The 18,347-nt window shown below is 45.5% G+C and carries 17 protein-coding genes; 4 read left to right on the plus strand and 13 right to left on the minus strand.

Annotation, left to right across the window (positions count from 1 at the left end):
• Nucleotides 1–192: 192 nt before the first annotated feature.
• From rpsG to ACR64G_RS10525, 3 genes are all read right to left on the minus strand, one after another.
• A complete protein-coding gene (gene rpsG, locus ACR64G_RS10515; RefSeq protein WP_435979243.1) occupies nucleotides 193–666 on the minus strand; it encodes a 30S ribosomal protein S7 in 474 nt (157 codons plus the stop codon).
• 190 nt (nucleotides 667–856) lie between these two features.
• Complete coding sequence (gene rpsL, locus ACR64G_RS10520) at nucleotides 857–1,231, minus strand: 30S ribosomal protein S12 (RefSeq protein ID WP_201557636.1); 375 nt, start codon at nucleotides 1,229–1,231, stop codon at nucleotides 857–859.
• 342 nt (nucleotides 1,232–1,573) lie between these two features.
• A complete protein-coding gene (locus ACR64G_RS10525) occupies nucleotides 1,574–2,704 on the minus strand; it encodes an EcsC family protein (protein WP_435979244.1) in 1,131 nt (376 codons plus the stop codon).
• Between the two features lie 305 nt (nucleotides 2,705–3,009).
• Between ACR64G_RS10525 and ACR64G_RS10530 the strand changes: the two genes are divergently transcribed.
• Together ACR64G_RS10530 and ACR64G_RS10535 are read left to right on the plus strand one after the other, a co-directional pair.
• A complete protein-coding gene (locus ACR64G_RS10530; protein WP_435979245.1) occupies nucleotides 3,010–4,245 on the plus strand; it encodes a beta-ketoacyl-ACP synthase II in 1,236 nt (411 codons plus the stop codon).
• A gap of 10 nt (nucleotides 4,246–4,255) precedes the next feature.
• Nucleotides 4,256–5,893 (plus strand): anthranilate synthase component I family protein, encoded by a 1,638-nt coding sequence (locus ACR64G_RS10535; protein WP_435979246.1) that lies wholly within the window; start codon nucleotides 4,256–4,258, stop codon nucleotides 5,891–5,893.
• Between the two features lie 25 nt (nucleotides 5,894–5,918).
• Here the strand turns inward: ACR64G_RS10535 and hisC are convergent, their stop codons facing one another.
• From hisC to ACR64G_RS10575, 8 genes are all read right to left on the minus strand, one after another.
• The gene (gene hisC / locus ACR64G_RS10540) at nucleotides 5,919–7,052 is read right to left on the minus strand and encodes a histidinol-phosphate transaminase (protein ID WP_435979247.1); all 1,134 of its coding nucleotides are present in this window, start codon (nucleotides 7,050–7,052) and stop codon (nucleotides 5,919–5,921) included.
• A gap of 154 nt (nucleotides 7,053–7,206) precedes the next feature.
• Nucleotides 7,207–8,502 carry a histidinol dehydrogenase gene (gene hisD, locus ACR64G_RS10545; RefSeq protein WP_435979248.1) on the minus strand — a complete coding sequence of 432 codons (1,296 nt, stop codon included), beginning with the start codon at nucleotides 8,500–8,502 and terminating at the stop codon, nucleotides 7,207–7,209.
• Between the two features lie 187 nt (nucleotides 8,503–8,689).
• Nucleotides 8,690–9,385, minus strand: coding sequence for an ATP phosphoribosyltransferase (hisG, locus tag ACR64G_RS10550; protein ID WP_435979249.1), 696 nt, complete (start codon nucleotides 9,383–9,385; stop codon nucleotides 8,690–8,692).
• Between the two features lie 82 nt (nucleotides 9,386–9,467).
• Nucleotides 9,468–10,736: a UDP-N-acetylglucosamine 1-carboxyvinyltransferase gene (gene murA / locus ACR64G_RS10555; RefSeq protein ID WP_435979250.1), complete on the minus strand. Its 1,269-nt coding sequence runs from the start codon at nucleotides 10,734–10,736 to the stop codon at nucleotides 9,468–9,470.
• A 124-nt stretch (nucleotides 10,737–10,860) separates the two neighbouring features.
• The gene (locus tag ACR64G_RS10560) at nucleotides 10,861–11,106 is read right to left on the minus strand and encodes a BolA family protein (protein ID WP_435980710.1); all 246 of its coding nucleotides are present in this window, start codon (nucleotides 11,104–11,106) and stop codon (nucleotides 10,861–10,863) included.
• A gap of 114 nt (nucleotides 11,107–11,220) precedes the next feature.
• On the minus strand, nucleotides 11,221–12,189 hold the full coding sequence (locus ACR64G_RS10565) for an alpha/beta hydrolase (RefSeq protein WP_435979251.1): 969 nt from the start codon (nucleotides 12,187–12,189) through the stop codon (nucleotides 11,221–11,223).
• 193 nt (nucleotides 12,190–12,382) lie between these two features.
• Nucleotides 12,383–13,276 carry a BON domain-containing protein gene (locus tag ACR64G_RS10570; RefSeq protein WP_435979252.1) on the minus strand — a complete coding sequence of 298 codons (894 nt, stop codon included), beginning with the start codon at nucleotides 13,274–13,276 and terminating at the stop codon, nucleotides 12,383–12,385.
• A gap of 137 nt (nucleotides 13,277–13,413) precedes the next feature.
• Nucleotides 13,414–13,863 carry a YraN family protein gene (locus ACR64G_RS10575; RefSeq protein WP_435980711.1) on the minus strand — a complete coding sequence of 150 codons (450 nt, stop codon included), beginning with the start codon at nucleotides 13,861–13,863 and terminating at the stop codon, nucleotides 13,414–13,416.
• Nucleotides 13,864–14,055: 192 nt separating this feature from the next.
• Between ACR64G_RS10575 and rsmI the strand changes: the two genes are divergently transcribed.
• Both rsmI and ACR64G_RS10585 read left to right on the plus strand, forming a co-directional pair.
• Nucleotides 14,056–15,012, plus strand: coding sequence for a 16S rRNA (cytidine(1402)-2'-O)-methyltransferase (gene rsmI / locus ACR64G_RS10580; protein WP_435979253.1), 957 nt, complete (start codon nucleotides 14,056–14,058; stop codon nucleotides 15,010–15,012).
• A 54-nt stretch (nucleotides 15,013–15,066) separates the two neighbouring features.
• On the plus strand, nucleotides 15,067–16,098 hold the full coding sequence (locus ACR64G_RS10585; RefSeq protein ID WP_435979254.1) for an adenosine kinase: 1,032 nt from the start codon (nucleotides 15,067–15,069) through the stop codon (nucleotides 16,096–16,098).
• A 124-nt stretch (nucleotides 16,099–16,222) separates the two neighbouring features.
• Here the strand turns inward: ACR64G_RS10585 and ACR64G_RS10590 are convergent, their stop codons facing one another.
• The gene (locus tag ACR64G_RS10590) at nucleotides 16,223–17,542 is read right to left on the minus strand and encodes an O-acetylhomoserine aminocarboxypropyltransferase/cysteine synthase family protein (RefSeq protein WP_435979255.1); all 1,320 of its coding nucleotides are present in this window, start codon (nucleotides 17,540–17,542) and stop codon (nucleotides 16,223–16,225) included.
• A gap of 156 nt (nucleotides 17,543–17,698) precedes the next feature.
• Nucleotides 17,699–18,322 (minus strand): Fe-S biogenesis protein NfuA, encoded by a 624-nt coding sequence (gene nfuA / locus ACR64G_RS10595; RefSeq protein WP_435980712.1) that lies wholly within the window; start codon nucleotides 18,320–18,322, stop codon nucleotides 17,699–17,701.
• Nucleotides 18,323–18,347: the final 25 nt, after the last annotated feature.

Here is an 18,347-nt window from a genome sequence, read left to right on the forward strand (position 1 = left end):
TAAAAAGAGACTCTATGAAAGTATGGAGGCATCAAATTTGGAATACTGTCGTTCAAACATCAGGCTCAAAGCAGTATCAGGATAGATATCCGCCATCTAGACTGTCATATTTTAAATAGTATTGGAATACAAATAATCTAAATGATGGCGGCAATCAGTAGAATAAATCAATTACAAACAGGCAAAAGTGATTTAGAAGCGATAATGTGAGAACGCTTTGTTTGCATCCGCCATGCGGTGAACTTCGTCACGCTTTTTCATAGCATTGCCTTTACCTTCTGATGCATCACCCAATTCGCCAGCAAGGCGTAGAGCCATAGATTTCTCAGAACGCTTAGCAGCAGCTTCAGCTAACCAACGCATAGCCAAGGCAGTACGACGGGAGGGACGTACTTCCATAGGTACTTGATAGGTTGCACCGCCAACGCGGCGAGCTTTTACTTCTACCATAGGGCGTACGTTTTCTAGAACGTCTTCAAAAAATGAGACGGGATCTTCAACGTTACGCTTTTCACTGATCGTTTCAAGAGCACCATAAACGATACGCTCAGCAGTAGATTTTTTGCCATCACTCATGATGTGATTGATGAATTTGGCGATAGTTTGGCTACCAAACTTAGGATCCGGTAGGATCTCACGGGTAGCAACAACGCGACGTCTTGGCATAATAATATCCTTGTCTTCAGGAGTGTCTGACATTCACAAGATGGCATTGCCAATAGTGGCAAAAAGCAAGTTGTCAGTCAGCCTTACTGCATAGTGGTATGTTCGCCTAAAAGCTAAAACACCAAACCCATGCACAGTTAATGGGTAGTACTAAGAATCTTAGTGAGTAACTGATTAATAACATCAGTACTTAGACTTTAGGTTTCTTAGCACCATATTTAGAGCGACCTTGCTTACGGTCTTTTACGCCAGCGCAATCTAATGCACCGCGAACGGTGTGATAACGTACACCCGGTAGATCTTTTACACGACCACCGCGGATAAGAACAACACTGTGCTCTTGTAAGTTATGACCTTCGCCGCCGATGTAGCTTGATACTTCATAACCTGAAGTCAGACGTACACGGCATACTTTACGCATGGCAGAGTTAGGTTTTTTAGGTGTCGTAGTATATACACGAGTACATACACCACGGCGCTGTGGGCACGCTTGCAACGCAGGAACTTTTGACTTTTCCTTGATGGTTTTGCGACCCTTACGAATCAATTGGTTAGTTGTTGCCATAAGGCATCCTTCTCCCGTTGGGTATAAAACAAAAAAATGGGCTAATCCACTAAAATCTTGTTCAAAACAAAATCTTGTGGCACCCATTTTTAGGACAATGTATTATAAAGACTTGTTACTGTTATTTCAACTACTTATAAAAGGGCTAACTTTTCGCTATAACATGAGCGTGAATCATTTAATAAAACATTTGAGAAACTCATACTAGCCTATCAAAAAAATATCATCTGGAACTGTCTATATATCGCATTAGCCAGTAATGTCTTTGGGAATAAGTAAATGGCGCTATTGCTTAATTTTTCAAGAGCTTATTCTCGCCCAGTTCGCCACTTATATGAAAGACTATTTGCTACTAGCGGCTTTTTCGCTATTCGTTACTTTTTCTTGTTTATCGCTACTATTACCTTGCTTGTCATCTGTATCAGACTTACTGTCAGCTGTAGATGATTTATTTTTGCTATCGCTTTGTGTATCATCTGCTTTGTCATCACTACCAGAATCAGCGCCCACTTTAGCTTCACTAGCGCTATCATCAGTAATGGCAGGACTAGCAAGTTTAGGCTCTGGACCAAAAGTCGCTTTGGCAACGCCAATGACTTCATCTATCAAGCGGCTGTTGTAGCTCATACCGATAGCCACTGCGGTTACAGGTAAGAAGCGACGTAACCAAGTTAAATTCACTTTATCAAGATCAATACCAACTTGGCTGGCGATACTATCCACTTGTTCAGCATAGTAATTGACGTTTTTATTCTTAAGACCTAGATTTTTAAGTTCGCTATGTAGACCACTACTCTGAGCATTATCGAGTAGTCCTTTGCCCACGCCTAGACCTGCCAGCAATGCTTGTTTTTCTTGCATTTTGCTCAAATCAGCACTTGAGAGTAGCTCATAGGCCATTTTGATGCCTTGTTTACCCGTCAATGGCTTATTGTATACCGCCGCTAACTGATAGACCGTACGCAGTGACACGAGCAATAACCAAAGCGTATCAGCGAGCAGCCCCGGTAATCCTGCGAGACCTGTAATACCGCCCAAAGTGGCTAAAGCGCGGTTTTGATTGGCAATATCAGTTGCTAATGCATAACGCTGCTCGTCATCTAAATCGGTAATATCAGCAAAACGATGCTCATTAGGTAGATCAATCTGGCTCCAGCTGCTAGCAAGTTTGGCCACTTGTGCAAAAGCACCATCTACTGTGTTTTGGAATAGACTATTTGGCACGACCTTTTTGGCATACTTGCCATAAGTGGCAAAGCGCGTGCCTATGAGCTCCTGAGTCGCTTTGAGCGTCTGCTCACGAAAAAGATCTTGCTGATAGTCCTCGTCACCCAAGTTCACCGCTTTGTATTGGCGCGGCTTACCTGCCTTGGCATTGACGCCATCAATGAGTGATCCTACACGCTCAAGGTTGTTACGCGTGAAATGACCAACTAAGCTAATGCCTTTGCTCAACGTGTTCTGCTTTGCCATAGTGCTATCCTCAATGAAGTAGTAGTGAAATATCGTTATTGTAAAAGAACCTTAAATGCGTCGGATTATTGTCTCTAGCTATTTTGGTAACTTTATTTAGCCTGCTAGTTTACGCAAATTATTTGTGATTTGTCAGTGCGAACAATGTTATTACTCACATAAATTTTGTATCAAAAACTTGACTGACCCCAAATAGCCATAAAGGGTACTAGTAGCATTATGGCAAAGGCGGTACTTGTGCCATAATGCTACTAATAGAGGTATTAAATTTATGTGTCATTCATCGCTATCATAAGGAGTAGAATATGCGCCGAGTGGTTATCACAGGAGCAGGGATCGTCTCTTGTATTGGACATGACTTGACTACCGTTACTACTGCTCTAAAACAAGGGCAGTCTGGCATTACGTTCAATGAGTCCTACGCTGAACACGGTTTTAAATCGCAAATAAGTGGCAGTATTAATAAAGACGAGCTAGACACAACAAGCATCGATCGTAAGCTCAAACGTTTTTTTAGTGACGCAAGTCTTTATGCCTATGTCAGTGCGTTAAATGCCATTGAGCATGCAGGCTTGTCTCTTGATACTATCAATAATAATCCACGAGTGGCACTAATCGCAAGCTCAGGTGGCGCCTCAACAGAAAATATCGTCAATGCGGTAGATGCTATGCGCGATAAAGGTCTACGCGGCGTCGGCGCTATGGCAGTACCCAAAACTATGGGCAGCTCGGTGTCAGCCGCGCTAGCAACGGGTCTCAAAATTCAAGGCGTCTCCTACTCGCTTGCCTCCGCTTGTGCAACCTCTACTCATTGTATCGGGCACGCCGCTGAGCTCATCCAATTAGGCAAAGCTGATGTGGTGCTCGCTGGTGGCAGTGAAGCTGAGCACTGGACGCAGTCTTGTATGTTCGATGCGATGGGCGCGGTCAGCACCCAGTACAATGACACGCCGACGCAGGCCTCAAGAGCTTATGACAAAGACCGTGACGGCTTTGTGATTGCGGCAGGCGGCGCTATGGTCGTGGTTGAGAGCTTGGAGCATGCCAAGGCGCGCGGCGCTAACATCTTAGCTGAGATCGTCGGCTATGGTGCCAGCTCAGATGGCGCAGAAATGGTCGCCCCAAGCGGTGAAGGTGCAGTACGTTGTATGACACAGGCGCTAGCCGAAGCAGGGCTTGAAAGCGTCGATTATATCAATAGCCACGGTACTAGTACGCCACTGGGTGATATAACTGAGCTTAACGCCATTGCCAAAGTGTTCGGTGATGATGTGAGTCAAGTCCCTGCTATTAGCTCTACTAAATCCATGACGGGTCATAGTTTAGGTGCGGTAGGTGCGCAAGAGCTCATTTACTGTTTGCTGATGCTAAAAGATAGCTTTATTGCGCCTAGCATCAATGTGGCGCACTTAGACCCTGCGGCTGAAGGTTTCGATATCGTCACTCAAAAGCGTGATGTTGACCTGAACACTTTGATGAGCAATAGTTTTGGTTTTGGTGGTACGAACGCAACTTTAATCATTAAGAAATTTACGGTTTAATCGATACTCCATGACCTCATCATCACAACCCACGCCCCTCTCCTCGCCAGCTATTCAAAGTAATAGCTGGCGTTTTGGTGATTTAGCTGCTGCTGATTTGCTACCTTTGTTACAGCAGCATCTACTCCTTCAGGATGCCGATGCCAATTGGCAATTGGTTTGGCTCAATAACAATGAACAGCCCGTTATAGGCCTACTACCCAAAGTCAGTTGGCAAGTTCATGCCAATAAGCCTTGCGCTAAAAAAGAGGATGATCAAAGTAAGACTTACCAAGTCGTCAGACACTATCGTGGTGCTTGCACAAGTAACGATGCAACTGTAAGAAGCAACGTGAGTTATCACGCTTGGCAGGATGAGCTGATTGCTTATAGTAACGATTATGAGAATAGTGATACAGATCTAGAACTAATAGAGAATAATGATAAGTCGTATAGTTATAGCCACGGACTCATAGGCTTTATTGGCTATGATATCGCCGCGCATAGTTTAAGCCCAGCAGCTGGTATAGAACAAGCAGCACAGCCTTGCGCCGTGTTTGGACATTATGATATTTATTTGAGCGCTGAGCGCTCGATTGTTGATGAAAACCAGAAGCAGTGGACGCTACAGATTAATAGTTTTGAAAATGAGGTTTTGCTTGATAAGCTGGTTGATTATTTGACACTACTAGACGTTAAGTTGTCTACAGAAAATAGTCGCAGATCTCTGACGCCTTTAAGACTGCAAGCCAAATGGCAAAGGAGTGACTATCAACAAGCCTTTAAACAAACTCAACATTATCTACATCACGGCGACTGCTATCAAATCAATCTGACTCAGAGATGGCAAGGTCAGGTTGATACTAATACTAATACTGGCACTGGCACTGGCACTGATAATAAATCAGCGACGCCGCTTCTCGACTACTTGCCGGTCTTGCACCACAATACACAAACACCCTTTGCTGGATATATGAGTATTAGTCGCACATCCAAGAATGAAGACTTGGATGCTCATTTTGAGCTGTTGAGCTGCTCACCTGAGTTGTTTTTTACCTTTATAAGAGACAGCAAAAACGACACGTACCATATTCGCACGAAACCTATTAAAGGTACTATACCGCGCGGTGCAAACGTTAATCAAGATGAAGCGTTTAAGCAGCAGCTTATTAACAGTGATAAAGATCGTAGCGAAAACGTGATGATCGTGGACCTACTGCGCAATGACTTAGGTAAATATGCAAGGACAGGTAGTGTCAAAGTGCCACAATTATTCGATATCGAAAGCTTTAGCAATGTGCATCATATGGTTAGCACCATCACCGCTGAGCTCAAACCTGATACGCATCCGTTAAGCGTACTTTTTGGTAGTTTGCCCGCAGGCTCAATTACAGGTACACCCAAAAAACGTGCGGTTGAAATCATCTCTGAGTTAGAAAACGCGCCGCGCGGTGCCTATTGCGGCACCATGGGCTACATGAATTTTGATGGTAGTGGTCAATGGAATGTACTGATTCGCACACTACAAGCCGTCACTTTAAAAAACAATAGTACTCAAGTAAGCTTGTGGGCAGGTGGCGGAATTACAGTGGTCTCTGACTGCGCTTCTGAGTATCAAGAGTGCCTTGATAAAGTTGGTAATTTGCTTGCTGTATTGGCTCAAGATTAAAATTTTGCGGCAAGCTCTTGAAGTATTAAGAAGAGATCGCGTCTTGGCTTTTATCCAGCTCATTATGTAATACTTTTAGAGCGTCAATTAGGCGTTTATGCTGATCAGGCGTACCGACCGTAATGCGCAAGTACTCATTGATACGCGCCTTGTCAAAATGACGCACAACGATGCCCTGCTCACGTAGTTGACGGGCGATTTCATCAGCATTACCCAGTGGCGGACGCACAAAAACGAAGTTAGCTTGTGACGGCAGCACATTGTAATCAAGGGCGGTTAACTCTGCGGTGAGTGATTCACGCAACTCAATAATCCGCTGACAGCTCTGCTCAAAATAAGCACGATCTAAAACGCTCGCTCTTGCCCCAACTTGTGCCAGCTTATCTAGTGGATAGCTATTAAAGCTGTTTTTCATACGAGTCAAGGCTTCGATAAGTGAGGCATTACCAAAGGCCATACCAACACGTAATCCAGCGAGCGAGCGCGACTTTGAGAAGGTTTGCGTTACTAGCAGATTATCAAAGTCGTTAATCAAGCTCACAGCTGAAACCGTAGCGCCATCAGTTTGTGCAAAATCTATGTAGGCTTCGTCGATGACAATCACAGCATTAGAGTGCTCATGAGCGAGCTTGCTGATATCAGCTAATGATAGTAACAAGCCTGTTGGCGCGTTAGGATTAGCGATGATAATACCGCTACAGGGTTGACGATAAGCATCGGGGTCAATACTAAAATCAGACTCTAACGCAATCTGTATCAGCTCCACGCCAAAGGTCTGTGCGTATACCGGATAAAAACTGTAACTAATATCGGGGGCCAATATGGGACGCTCTTTCATAAAAAAACTGGCAAACACTAAGGCTAATACTTCATCCGAGCCATTACCTACGAATACCTGATCACTATTCAGATGGTAGTGCTGTGCCAATGTCGCTCGCAAATCCTCAGATTCAGGATCAGGATAAAGGCGCAAATTATCAGCCTGCTGCGCGAGCATTTGCGTAATTGCTTCGCCGACTTTTGGTGAAGGTGGAAACGGATTTTCATTGGTATTTAGTTTGCACAAATTGTCATGCTGAGGCTGCTCACCGGGCACATAAGGTGATAGGTTACGTGCCTTGGCAGACCACAACCTGTTGTCTATTCTTTGCTCGCTCATAATTTATCCTGATGCTAGTCAATGACTATTTATCGTAATATTCTTGACGTTTGGGTGTCAACATCATAGTTAAGTACTACTATTTTATGGTGCTTTATTTCTGCTTTTTTGTCCATTTATTCAGCGTTGGTTATTCAGCATTGGTATTAACTAATCACTGATACCGATAACGCGCTGATCTGGCGTGTGCTTCTAGATCTTCGTGCTGCGCTAGGACATCTGCGGTTCTAGCCAGCGACTGACTACCGCTTTGGGTACAGTAAATGAGTGAGGATTTCTTTTGAAAATCATAAACGCCAAGTGGTGATGAAAACCTCGCCGTGCCTGAGGTTGGCAACACGTGGTTGGGACCTGCGCAGTAGTCACCGATCGCCTCTGGCGTGTAGCGACCCATAAAGATAGCACCCGCATGACGGATGTCCTCAAGCAAAGCCTCAGGCTCATCAATGGATAATTCTAAATGCTCAGGCGCAATACGGTTGATTAAAGCCATGCCCTCTTGTCTATCTTTTACTAGTATTAGCGCGCCGCGGTTCTCTAAAGAGTCGCGTGCGATATCCGCTTTTGGTAATTGAGCCAGTGCCTTTTCAATCTCTACTGCTACTTCTTTGAGCTGTGATGCACTCGTAGTCACAAAGATCGCTTGCGCGATACGGTCATGCTCAGCTTGTGAGAGTAGATCCATGGCCAGCCAGTCAGCGCGATCATTGGCTTCGCCTTCGGCATAAACCAAAACCTCAGAGGGACCTGCGATCATATCGATGCCCACTTTACCAAATACAGCACGTTTGGCAGCCGCTACGTACTTGTTACCTGGTCCTGTGATCTTATCAACCGCTGGAATCGTCTTAGTACCATAGGCAAGTGCCGCAACGGCTTGCGCGCCGCCAATAGTAAAGACGCGATCAACCTGTGCCAAATGCGCCGCTGCGAGCACCAAAGGATTGAGTACCCCTTTAGGCGCAGGCACGACCATAATAATCTCAGTGACGCCCGCGACTTTGGCAGGAATAGCATTCATCAATACTGAGGAAGGATACGACGCCAAACCACCTGGCACATAAATACCAACGCGATCTAAAGGGGTGACTTTTTGACCCAAGCGGTTACCCAGCTCATCCTCGTATTGCCAAGTCTCTTGCACTTGGCGCTTATGAAAGCTCTGAACGCGAGTCGCAGCTGTAATCAGGGCTTCTCGCACCTCGATATCAAGACCATCAAAAGCTTCAGCTAACGACTCTTGCGACAATTCAAGCTCACTCATCGATACAGCGGGATGCTGATCAAACTTCTGTGTCAATGCTAGTACCACATCGTCGCCATCAGCACGAACTTGCGCAATAATGTCATCAACAGTACTTAGCAATTGAGCATCATTGACCGTTTCAAAAGCTAACAACTGCGTCAATTGACTATCAAAATCAGCATCTAAAGTGCTTAACTGGCGCATAATTTGTCCTATATTTTATCTGTTTGACTAAAAATAATGAAAGCGGCCCAACCGTAGACACAACAAAACCAGTTTAGCATGCCATATCCATTTTATAGCGCTCAACTGGTTTTATAATCTGTATAACTGTGTTTGATTTTATGATTATCAATAATACTAACCGCTCACTTTTCATGCAAAAGGTGAGCTATGCCGTAGCAGCAATACTGTCTTTAAAGCTGTTTAAGATAGGCTCAAGCAAAGCAAATTTGCGCTTGTAACTGACTTGATTAACAATTAGGCGTGAGGACACATCGCAAATGTGATCACGGGGCTCAAGCCCATTGGCACGCAACGTATTACCCGTATCAACCACATCGACGATCAAATCACCCAAACCCACTAGAGGCGCAAGCTCCATCGAACCATAAAGCTTAATCACATCCACTTGCTGACCTTGACTGGCAAAATAAGCGCGGGCAACATTGACGTATTTGGTGGCAATGCGCAAACGCCGATTGGGCAGCGCGGCACCTTTAACACCTGCGGTCATCAGCTTACACTGAGCAATCTGTAGATCAAGCAGCTCGTACACATGATTGGCACCATGCTCAAGTAAGACATCTTTACCCGCTACGCCAAAATCTGCCGCACCATGCTCTACGTAGGTTGGTACGTCGCTTGCCCGCAAAATAAGCACGCGTACGTTGGGATTAGATGTCGGAAAAATAAGCTTTCGTGAAGCCTCTGGGTCTTCTAACAAATCAACGCCAGCCGCTTGTAGCAATGGCATCGTCTCTTCTAGAATGCGACCTTTTGATAAAGCCAACGTTAAACCTGAAAACTCATCGTTTACTTCGTTCAACAAGCCATTATTTGAGTCGTGCTTGGTTGGTTCGGTCATAATGACAGGGTGTCCATTTGCTATTTATATTCTGATTGAAATCGGTATTGATACTAATTTTATTAACATTGCCTGATAGCTACTAATCGTTAGTATTGACGCGCTCAATGTTCACGCCTAACGCTCGTAACTTGTTTTCAACATCTTCATAACCGCGATCGATGTGATAAATACGATCGATCAAGCTCTCGCCTTCAGCCGCTGCCGCTGCCATAACTAGTGACATAGACGCGCGCAAATCAGTTGCCATCACAGGAGCGGCGGTAAATCTCTCAACTCCTCTAACGACTGCGGTATGACCATCGACCTGAATAGAGGCGCCGAGACGATTGAGCTCAGGCACATGCATGTAACGGTTTTCAAAGATGTTTTCTATAAAGGTGCTGGTACCATCAGCCAAGCAGGCAATCGCCATAACTTGCGCTTGCATGTCCGTTGGGAATCCTGGATGCGGCTGCGTACGGATATCGACAGGCAATGGTCGACCCTTCATTTGTGCGCGAATCCAGTCATCACCTATGGTAATCACCGCGCCCATATCTTCGAATTTTTCTAACACCGGCGTTAACAATAATGCAGAAGTATTCTTGGTCAATACATCGCCACGCGTCATCAGCGCACCAGCTAAATAAGAACCCGTCTCGATACGATCGGGAACGACTGAATACTCGCAGCCATGCAAGCGTTCGACACCTTCAATAGTCATAATTGAAGTACCGATACCACCTATTTTGGCGCCCATAGCGACTAGCATATTCGCCAGATCTACTACTTCTGGCTCAAGCGCGCAGTTGCCAAGTACTGTTGTTCCTTTAGCTAGTGCTGCCGCCATAATGACGTTTTCGGTACCGCCGACGGTCACCATATCAAAGGAGAAATTACAGCCAATAAGCTTGCCGCCTTTTGGCGCTTGCGCTTTAACGTAACCGTTTTCGACGTGAATCTGAGCACCCATGGCCTCAAAGGCCTTGAGATGTTGATCCACAGGACGTGAGCCAATAGCGCAGCCACCTGGCAAGGAGACTTCTGCCTCACCAAAACGCGCAAGTAAAGGCCCAAGCACCAAGATTGAAGCACGCATAGTTTTGACTAAATCATAAGGGGCATAAAAGCTGTCTATGTTTTTGGTATCGCAAGTAACGGTATCCTCTTGCTTTTGAATATCAATACCCATACCACCGATCAGCTGAATCAAGGTTCGTACGTCTTGTAGTGAGGGAACATTGTGCAACGTTGTTGGGCTCTCGGCCAGTATCATTGCCGCAAGTAACGGCAAAGCTGCATTCTTGGCGCCTGAGATGGTAACTTCCCCTGCGATACGACTACTACCGGTGATTAAAAACTGATCCATAAAAATGACAACCTAACTATGCTTGCAAAAGATGCCTGCAAATGAATAAAAAGACTAAAGATAGAGGTGTAATTGTTTCATCAAACCGCTTTGAGAAGTAGTCAAATATAAGTAAAGACAGTGATTAGCCTTTGGACTGAATGTCCCATTCCGCAGGCGTAAGAGCTTGAATATTAAGCGCATGAATATCACCACTAGCAATTTTATCATTGACTAGAGCATAAACGGCTTGCTGACGTTGAACAGTACGCTTGCCCTCAAAGCTGGCGTCCACCACGCGAACATCAAACTTGTTGCCTTGATTGGCCGCTTGAATAAAAGCGTCTGGATAATGCTGTTGTAAAAAGGCGATCAGATCGTCGGCGTTCATGCTCATAAATTAACCTGTTATTAGATATTTGAATAAATAGTGGGCGTATTATAACAAGAGTTCGACCATCTTACAGCATTGTCTCATTTACCCTTGTATTAAGACGAATCAAAGCTATTTGACTGTCCTATCTAAATAGCTGACGACCTGTGCACGGACATCGTTTACCCAGCGCAGCGGCGGCGCCATTGCACCAATACTGGTAGCGTGACTAGCACCTTTAATTTGACCTCTTTCAACGGTGACACCCTTGTCTTTTAACGCTTGAGTCATCTTGACCGTATTGGTATCGTAGACAATTTTGTCATTCTCAGCGGTGAGTAGCAGATATGGCGGCTGTGACCCTTTGATTTGTCTATCTGGCATCACCTCATCTGGCGTTGCATTTTCATCAAAGGCACTGGCACTACTGAACTTACGAAAATCATAGCTGTAAGGGCCTGCAATACCAACGACGGCGCTGATATCACTCGGCTTGATACCATAGGGTGCTAAAAAGTCTTCGTTTGAGACAGCAGCAACCGCATTAAAAGCGCCTGCCGAATGTCCGACGACTGCAAAACGCTCAGGATCCGCATAGTAATTTTTGGCATTATCATAGCTCCAAGCAATAGCTTTTGCAGCATCTTCGACATAATCGGGATAGACGTGCTCGGGTGCTTTGCGGTAGTTGATGACCGCAGTAATATAGCCTGCTTGCGCTAGACTCTGACCGACAAAAGCATACTCTTCCTTGTTACCACTCTCCCAAGAACCCCCATGGACAAACACGACCATCGGATAAGTATCACTGATAACTTGCTGCGACTTCATCGCTTTTGCTAATGGCTTTGGGTAATAAATGTCCAGATCTTGCAGATGCTCATCACCGTACAAAATATCTTTACTCACGCCTACGCCGCCACTTGAGGTGATACCGTTTACGATAGCTAGTGCTGATAGCGCTTGCGCTTGCTGCGTTGCAATCGCAACACCGCCTAGTGCAACAGCAGTGCTAATACCTATGGCACTCAAACCAAATTTTCGTGGTTTATTAAACTGCTTAACATCGGTATCTGATTGTGTTTTGTTACGATTATTCATAGCCATTGTTCCTATATTATTTTGATATCAGTCAGCGTTAGGAATACTACGTCGACTGCTTCTTTTTTTACTAGTTATAGTGTAATGGCTATCACTATTACTATCGTGCTTTTACTGTTATCTATATTTAGGGTTATTGTGATTGACACGGTACTAGGCTCGCATACAACTTTTGAGCGCGCGCAACCTTAGATTATTGGTCCTTGTATAGATCGATATAAGGACTTGAAGTACCTTGATTAACCGTTGGGTTTTGATCAAGAGTTGAATTTTGGTTCGTATCTTGATTTTGGTCAATAGGAGAGCTTTGATTTGTAGTTATTGGATTTATCGGCTGAGTACTCGAGCTATTTGGACGATTTGATGTAGTATCACGCTGCCTAATGATAGGTTGAGCGGGCATCTCACTTGCTGCCTCTGTCGTCAGATTACTCTCAAACATAATGTCATCATCGCCAATCTTGATACCTCTATCGTCCACTACTGTAGTCAAAAGCACCAACTCTGTTACACCAACGGTGTCATTAGCGATATCTATCAAATGGCTTTGCTGCGTTGGAGTCAGGCGTCCCATAAGGTAGACCACCCCATTATTGCTAACGGCTTTGATTTGTGAGGCTTTGACGCCGTCGTTCGCCGCCGCTTTGGCCACTAGTTTTGAGGTGATATAACCATCTTGTACCGTTGAGCTGTACCCACGCGCCACGCCGACATTTAACTCGTTGTAAACGGCTCGCACATCTGGCATGGAGCTGATGACCTTTTCGACTTGAGTTTTTAGCGTCTCGCTAGGCACTTCACCAGTGAGCAAAACTTCACTATTAAAACTATCGATACTCATTCGGCTGTTTTGTTGCAAATTCTCTTGTAAACCATATACATTAATCTTGGCAGTATGCTCGATACTGCGATCAAGAAGGCGCTGCGGTATAGTGCGCTCCGTGACAGGCACGCCATAAGTACCCTCGGTGCTATTGGTCAAATAGTTAGTTGTACAGCCTGTCATCGCTATACTGGCAGCAAGTGCTAAGCTAACGGTGACTTTATATGGTAAAGGTTTGGTAGCATTTGCATACGTCCGTGTCATGGTTTACTCCATCAAGTAGTGTCGATTTATTCAATTTTATTGTAATTGAATAGGTTATCTCATTTTTATCGTTAGTCGTGATAGCTCAGAGTATCGGCTTGATAAAACCGTTTAATTTTTTGTTCGTTGTACATTTTTTACCATGCTGCGGCAACAAAAGCGCCTACCAGCCACTCTGGCGAAGGATCAGTGTTGCGACTCTCTTTATTATCAGATAAAGCGGGATTCAAGGTTGACCCATTATAAGCGAGTACATCAAAACGACAGTCATAATCTGCGTATTTAGGATACTGCTGTAAGAAGTACTTAGCCGCCTTGATAATCTTTTTTTGTTTGGCTTGGGTCACGCTTGTCGCTGCATCGCCAAACCCTGAGCGCTTGCGCTGACGCACCTCGACAAAGACTAAAACCGGCCACGCGACTCCCGCCTCTAACATGACCAAATCAAGCTCGCCAACTTTGGGCTGCTGCCAGTTTTGGGCGATTAGTGTCAAACCTTTTGCTTGCAAAAACAGGCAAGCTTGCTGCTCGAAATATCCGCCTTGACGCTGTTTGGGTGAAGACAGCTGTAGCGCACGCTTGGTCATATTAGAACGACTTTGGTCACAGTCTTTGCCAGTTTTGTCTTTGCCAAGATCAGCCATAATGCCGACGTCCTCACCTGAACATTTCATAATTATCATAGCACAACATGCTAAACTAGCCATCCTAATACCTTGCATTTATGCTTTGGTGCTTTTTTACGGTTTAATTTACTGTCCAACTGTCTTGAGGTCTTCATGTCTACTGTTACCGCGATGCCTGCTTGTCTTTATATCATCGCCACCCCTATCGGTAATTTGAGTGATATGACGCCGCACGCTATCGCAACCCTCAAGCAAGTCGCTATCATTGCCTGCGAAGACACGCGCACCTCTGGTAGATTGCTCTCGCACTTTGGCATCGATACCAAAAATAAAGCGGATGATGACTCTCAGAACAAGGCAAATACAGTAGATAAAGAAACAAAAAACGCTACAGATACCGACAGTAAGCCTCGCGGTCATAATAAACTATGGGCGTATCACGAGCACAATCATGCTATTCAAACACCCAAGATTATCGAGATGATCCAGCAAGGACACTCGGTCGCCCTCATCAGTGATGCCGGTACGCCTTTGGTCAGTGATCCCGGCTATCAGTTAGTGCAAGCTGCGCACGCAGCGGGCGTTACCGTCTCCCCTATCGTCGGTGCCTGTGCCGCTATTGGTGCGTTATCGGTCGCAGGTCTGCCCTCGGATCGATTTAGCTTCATTGGGTTCTTGCCTGCCAAAACCCATGGTCGGCAAAAACAGCTTGAGGTGTTAAGTACGCGTACTGAGACATTGATATTTTATGAAGCGCCGCATCGTATCGTCGCAAGTTTAGAAGATATGGCGGCGGTATTTGGTCATGATCGTGAAGTGACCTTTTGCCGCGAGCTGACCAAGACATTTGAGACGGTATACAAGTCAACCCTCGGTGCGCTTATCGACTTTGTCAAAGCAGACGACAACCAGCAGCGCGGTGAGATCGTCCTGGTCGTTGCAGGCAACCATCAGGCAATGGATAATGACGATATGAGCGTCCATGATAAGTTGCTACAGCGACTATTACTTGATTTATCCGTCAAAAAAGCCGCAGCGCTGGCGTCTGATATCACAGGCGTCAAAAAGAACGCTTTGTATCAGCGGTTGCTAGAATTACAAGATAAATAGGCACTAAACAAAATCAAAATCTTAACACAGATAAAGGTATAGGAGAGTAAAGCGATGTATGACGTAATGGCGATAGGTAATGCTCTGGTGGATCATGAATATATGCTGAGTGATGCAGCATTAGAAGACACTGACCTCATCAAAGGTCAGATGACGCTTGCTGATCTTAATGAACAACAAAAGCTATTGGCGTTTTTTAAACTCGCTGATATAGCACCTTCTAAGCAAGCAGGCGGCGGCTCAGCTGCCAATGCTATGTATGTGTTCGCAAGCTTAGGCGGTCGCCCCTTTTACGCTTGCCGCGTGGGTGATGACAAGCCGGGGCAGTTCTACTTGCAAGACTTGCATGAGGCAGGCGTTGCGACCTCAGAGCAGTCGATACATACAGGCGGCGTGACAGGATCGTGCGTCGTTGCAGTCACTGAAGATGGCGAGCGCACCATGCAGACTTATCTTGGTACCTCAAGCGAGATTACCGAAGCTAATGTTGATTTTGAGGCGTTGACTCAAGCTGATTGGTTGTATCTGGAAGGCTATTTGGCAATGTCTGAGGGCATACAGCCTGCGATGACCAAATTGCGCCAACAAGCGGGCATCAATGGTGCCAAGATTGCAGTCAGTTTTGCTGACCCTGCTGTGGTGCAGTTCGCCAAAGATGGTTTGCTTAATATGCTTGGCAATAAAGTTGAGATCATATTTTGTAATAGCGAAGAGGCCAAAGCGTTTACGGATAAAAAACAGGTGAAGGCGGCGGCTCGTGCCTTACTTGAGTACTGCCAAATTGCGGTGGTAACTGATGGCGCCAATGATACTATCATTGCTGAGGGTAGCGGCTCACAGAGCAATGAGCAAACCGATATTCTCATTCATGAAGTACCTACCCCTACCGTTGTAGATGTCATTGATACCAATGGCGCAGGTGATAATTACTCTGGAGCGTTTTTATACGCGTTGTCACAGCATTACAGTTTGCCTGAATGTGGTCGTCTGGCAGGCGAGATATCCGCGCAGGTGATTCAACAGTTCGGGCCGCGTCTTGGCTCACAAGATTACAAAGATATTGCTAAGCGCGTATTAACGGTTTAGATGCGACAACTTTGCCTTATAGTATTTTAAAACCATAGCACGCTAAAAAAAGCCCGTATCGATAGGATACGGGCTTTTTTATGAGCTTATCTCAACACTATTAAAACTAAGCCGATGCCAGTTACTATGCCGATGCTAACGCTTGTTCTAAGTCAGCTTTGATATCTTCGATATGCTCAATACCAATGGATAGACGTACCATATCTTCGCTTACGCCTGCTTGCTCAAGCTCTTGACCATTGAGCTGACGATGAGTCGTTGTCGCAGGGTGGCTTGCCAAAGATTTGGCATCGCCGATATTGACTAGACGTGTGATGAGTTGCAAAGCGTCGATAAAGCGTGCGCCTGCCTCGCGCCCTCCCCCTTCTTTATCACTTCGAACGCCAAAAGTTAAGATAGCAGACGGCGTACCTTTCATGTATTTTTTGGCAAGCTCATGATCTGGGTGATCAGACAAACCTGCATACTTAATCCAAGCGACCTTGTCATGATCACGTAGGTATTCAGCGACCGCTTGCGCGTTTTGTACATGACGCTCCATACGTAGGCTCAGCGTCTCTATCCCTTGCAAGATACTAAAGGCATTGAGTGGACTGAGTGCTGCACCTGTATTGCGTAATGGAGCCACGCGAGCACGCGCAATAAATGCCGCCGCGCCGACGTCTTTGACGAAGTTAACACCGTGGTAGCTCACATCTGGTGTATTAAGTAGCGGGAAACGCTCTGGATAACCTCCCCAAGCAAAATTACCACTATCTATAATAGCGCCGCCGATTGAGGTGCCCGTCCCACTCATATATTTGGTCAAAGAGTGAATGACGATATCTGCGCCAAATTCAAACGGGCGACATAGCGCAGGCGTAGCTACGGTATTGTCAATAAAGACAGGAACGCCGTACTCATGAGCGATATTACTAACTGCCTGAATATCGATGATATTACCCAGTGGATTACCGATGCTCTCGGCAAACACCATTTTTGTTTTGTCATCGATTAGGTCACGAATGGACTCAGGATTGTTATGATCAAAGAAGCGCACCTCTATCCCTTGACGCGGTAAAGTGTGCGCGAACAGATTGTAAGTACCGCCATACAAGGTCGATACCGCAACGATATTATCGCCCATCTCACAGATCGTTTGCACCGCATAAGTAATCGCCGCCATTCCAGAAGCTACTGCAAGACCGCCTATACCGCCCTCTAGTGCTGCGACGCGCTCTTCTAATACCGCGTTGGTCGGATTCATAATACGGGTGTAAATATTGCCTGCAACTTTTAAATCAAATAAGTCAGCGCCATGCTGAGTATTATCAAACGCATAAGAGCTGGTATGATAAATGGGTACGGCGACTGCTCTGGTCGTCGGCTCGACACTATAGCCTGCGTGGATAGCGAGAGTCTCTAAACGCTGTGTTGGAGCATTATTTGCTTGGTCATCACTCATGAACATTCCTTGTTATTTATCAAGTAAAAGATAATGCAAACCGCACTATCAAAATTTGCGCACAAAAAAAGCTGAGTTAATCATAACCCAGCTTTTTTATGAAAAGAACCATAAGTCTTTGCTTTTATAATTCCGATTAGGAATATCTACAAAGTTTTATTTATAATACGCGTTTTCTGTCAACGTATGATCCGTCTCATCGATAACTTGAGTCAGCTCTGGTATTTGCTGCTTTAGTTGCACCTCAACCCCTTGACGCAAGGTCATATCGACCGCTGAACAGCCTTGACAGCCACCGCCGAACTTGAGTACTGCGGTAAGACCGATGCCTTCTTCTTCAATCAGTTCAAGCAATTGAACATCACCGCCGTGAGCGGCTAGGCTTGGGTTAATCTCAGACTGCAAGACGTAGTTGATACGCTCCTCAACACTGGCATCTGCGCCGACTTTTGGCACTTTTGAGTTTGGCGCGCGAAACGTCAACTGACCGCCAAAGCGGTCTTTATTGTAGTCGATGACCGCATCTTCTAAATAAGGCACTGACGCGGCATCAATAAACGCAGCAAAGCTGTCATAACTAAATTTCAGATCCGCACTGTCTTCTTCGCCCGGCTGATTATACGCCATGCAGCACTCAGCACGGGGCGTGCCTGGATGCTCAACAAAGATACGTACGCCAATGCCATCCGTATCTTGCTTGGATAATAAGTCCGCAAGATAGCCTTGCGCGGCTTCAGTAATGGTAATATTACTCTTAGTCTCAGTCTGCTCGGTGTCCAAGGCTGACTCAAACTCAGCAGGATTT

The organism is Psychrobacter sp. DM4 (assembly GCF_051307035.1).
In the GTDB taxonomy this organism is placed as follows: Bacteria; Pseudomonadota; Gammaproteobacteria; order Pseudomonadales; family Moraxellaceae; genus Psychrobacter.

Bases quoted from the DNA above. Each gene is read 5' to 3' on its own strand.
- ACR64G_RS10535 (WP_435979246.1), top strand. From the start codon at position 4,256: ATGACCTCATCATCACAACCCACGCCCCTCTCCTCGCCAGCTATTCAA.
- ACR64G_RS10525 (WP_435979244.1), bottom strand. From the start codon at position 2,704: ATGGCAAAGCAGAACACGTTGAGCAAAGGCATTAGCTTAGTTGGTCAT.
- ACR64G_RS10560 (WP_435980710.1), bottom strand. From the start codon at position 11,106: ATGAACGCCGACGATCTGATCGCCTTTTTACAACAGCATTATCCAGAC.
- hisC (WP_435979247.1), bottom strand. From the start codon at position 7,052: ATGAGCGAGCAAAGAATAGACAACAGGTTGTGGTCTGCCAAGGCACGT.
- hisG (WP_435979249.1), bottom strand. From the start codon at position 9,385: ATGACCGAACCAACCAAGCACGACTCAAATAATGGCTTGTTGAACGAA.
- ACR64G_RS10530 (WP_435979245.1), top strand. From the start codon at position 3,010: ATGCGCCGAGTGGTTATCACAGGAGCAGGGATCGTCTCTTGTATTGGA.
- ACR64G_RS10570 (WP_435979252.1), bottom strand. From the start codon at position 13,276: ATGACACGGACGTATGCAAATGCTACCAAACCTTTACCATATAAAGTC.
- rpsG (WP_435979243.1), bottom strand. From the start codon at position 666: ATGCCAAGACGTCGCGTTGTTGCTACCCGTGAGATCCTACCGGATCCT.
- hisD (WP_435979248.1), bottom strand. From the start codon at position 8,502: ATGCGCCAGTTAAGCACTTTAGATGCTGATTTTGATAGTCAATTGACG.
- ACR64G_RS10565 (WP_435979251.1), bottom strand. From the start codon at position 12,189: ATGAATAATCGTAACAAAACACAATCAGATACCGATGTTAAGCAGTTT.
- ACR64G_RS10590 (WP_435979255.1), bottom strand. From the start codon at position 17,542: ATGAGTGATGACCAAGCAAATAATGCTCCAACACAGCGTTTAGAGACT.
- rpsL (WP_201557636.1), bottom strand. From the start codon at position 1,231: ATGGCAACAACTAACCAATTGATTCGTAAGGGTCGCAAAACCATCAAG.
- rsmI (WP_435979253.1), top strand. From the start codon at position 14,056: ATGTCTACTGTTACCGCGATGCCTGCTTGTCTTTATATCATCGCCACC.
- ACR64G_RS10575 (WP_435980711.1), bottom strand. From the start codon at position 13,863: ATGACCAAGCGTGCGCTACAGCTGTCTTCACCCAAACAGCGTCAAGGC.
- ACR64G_RS10585 (WP_435979254.1), top strand. From the start codon at position 15,067: ATGTATGACGTAATGGCGATAGGTAATGCTCTGGTGGATCATGAATAT.
- murA (WP_435979250.1), bottom strand. From the start codon at position 10,736: ATGGATCAGTTTTTAATCACCGGTAGTAGTCGTATCGCAGGGGAAGTT.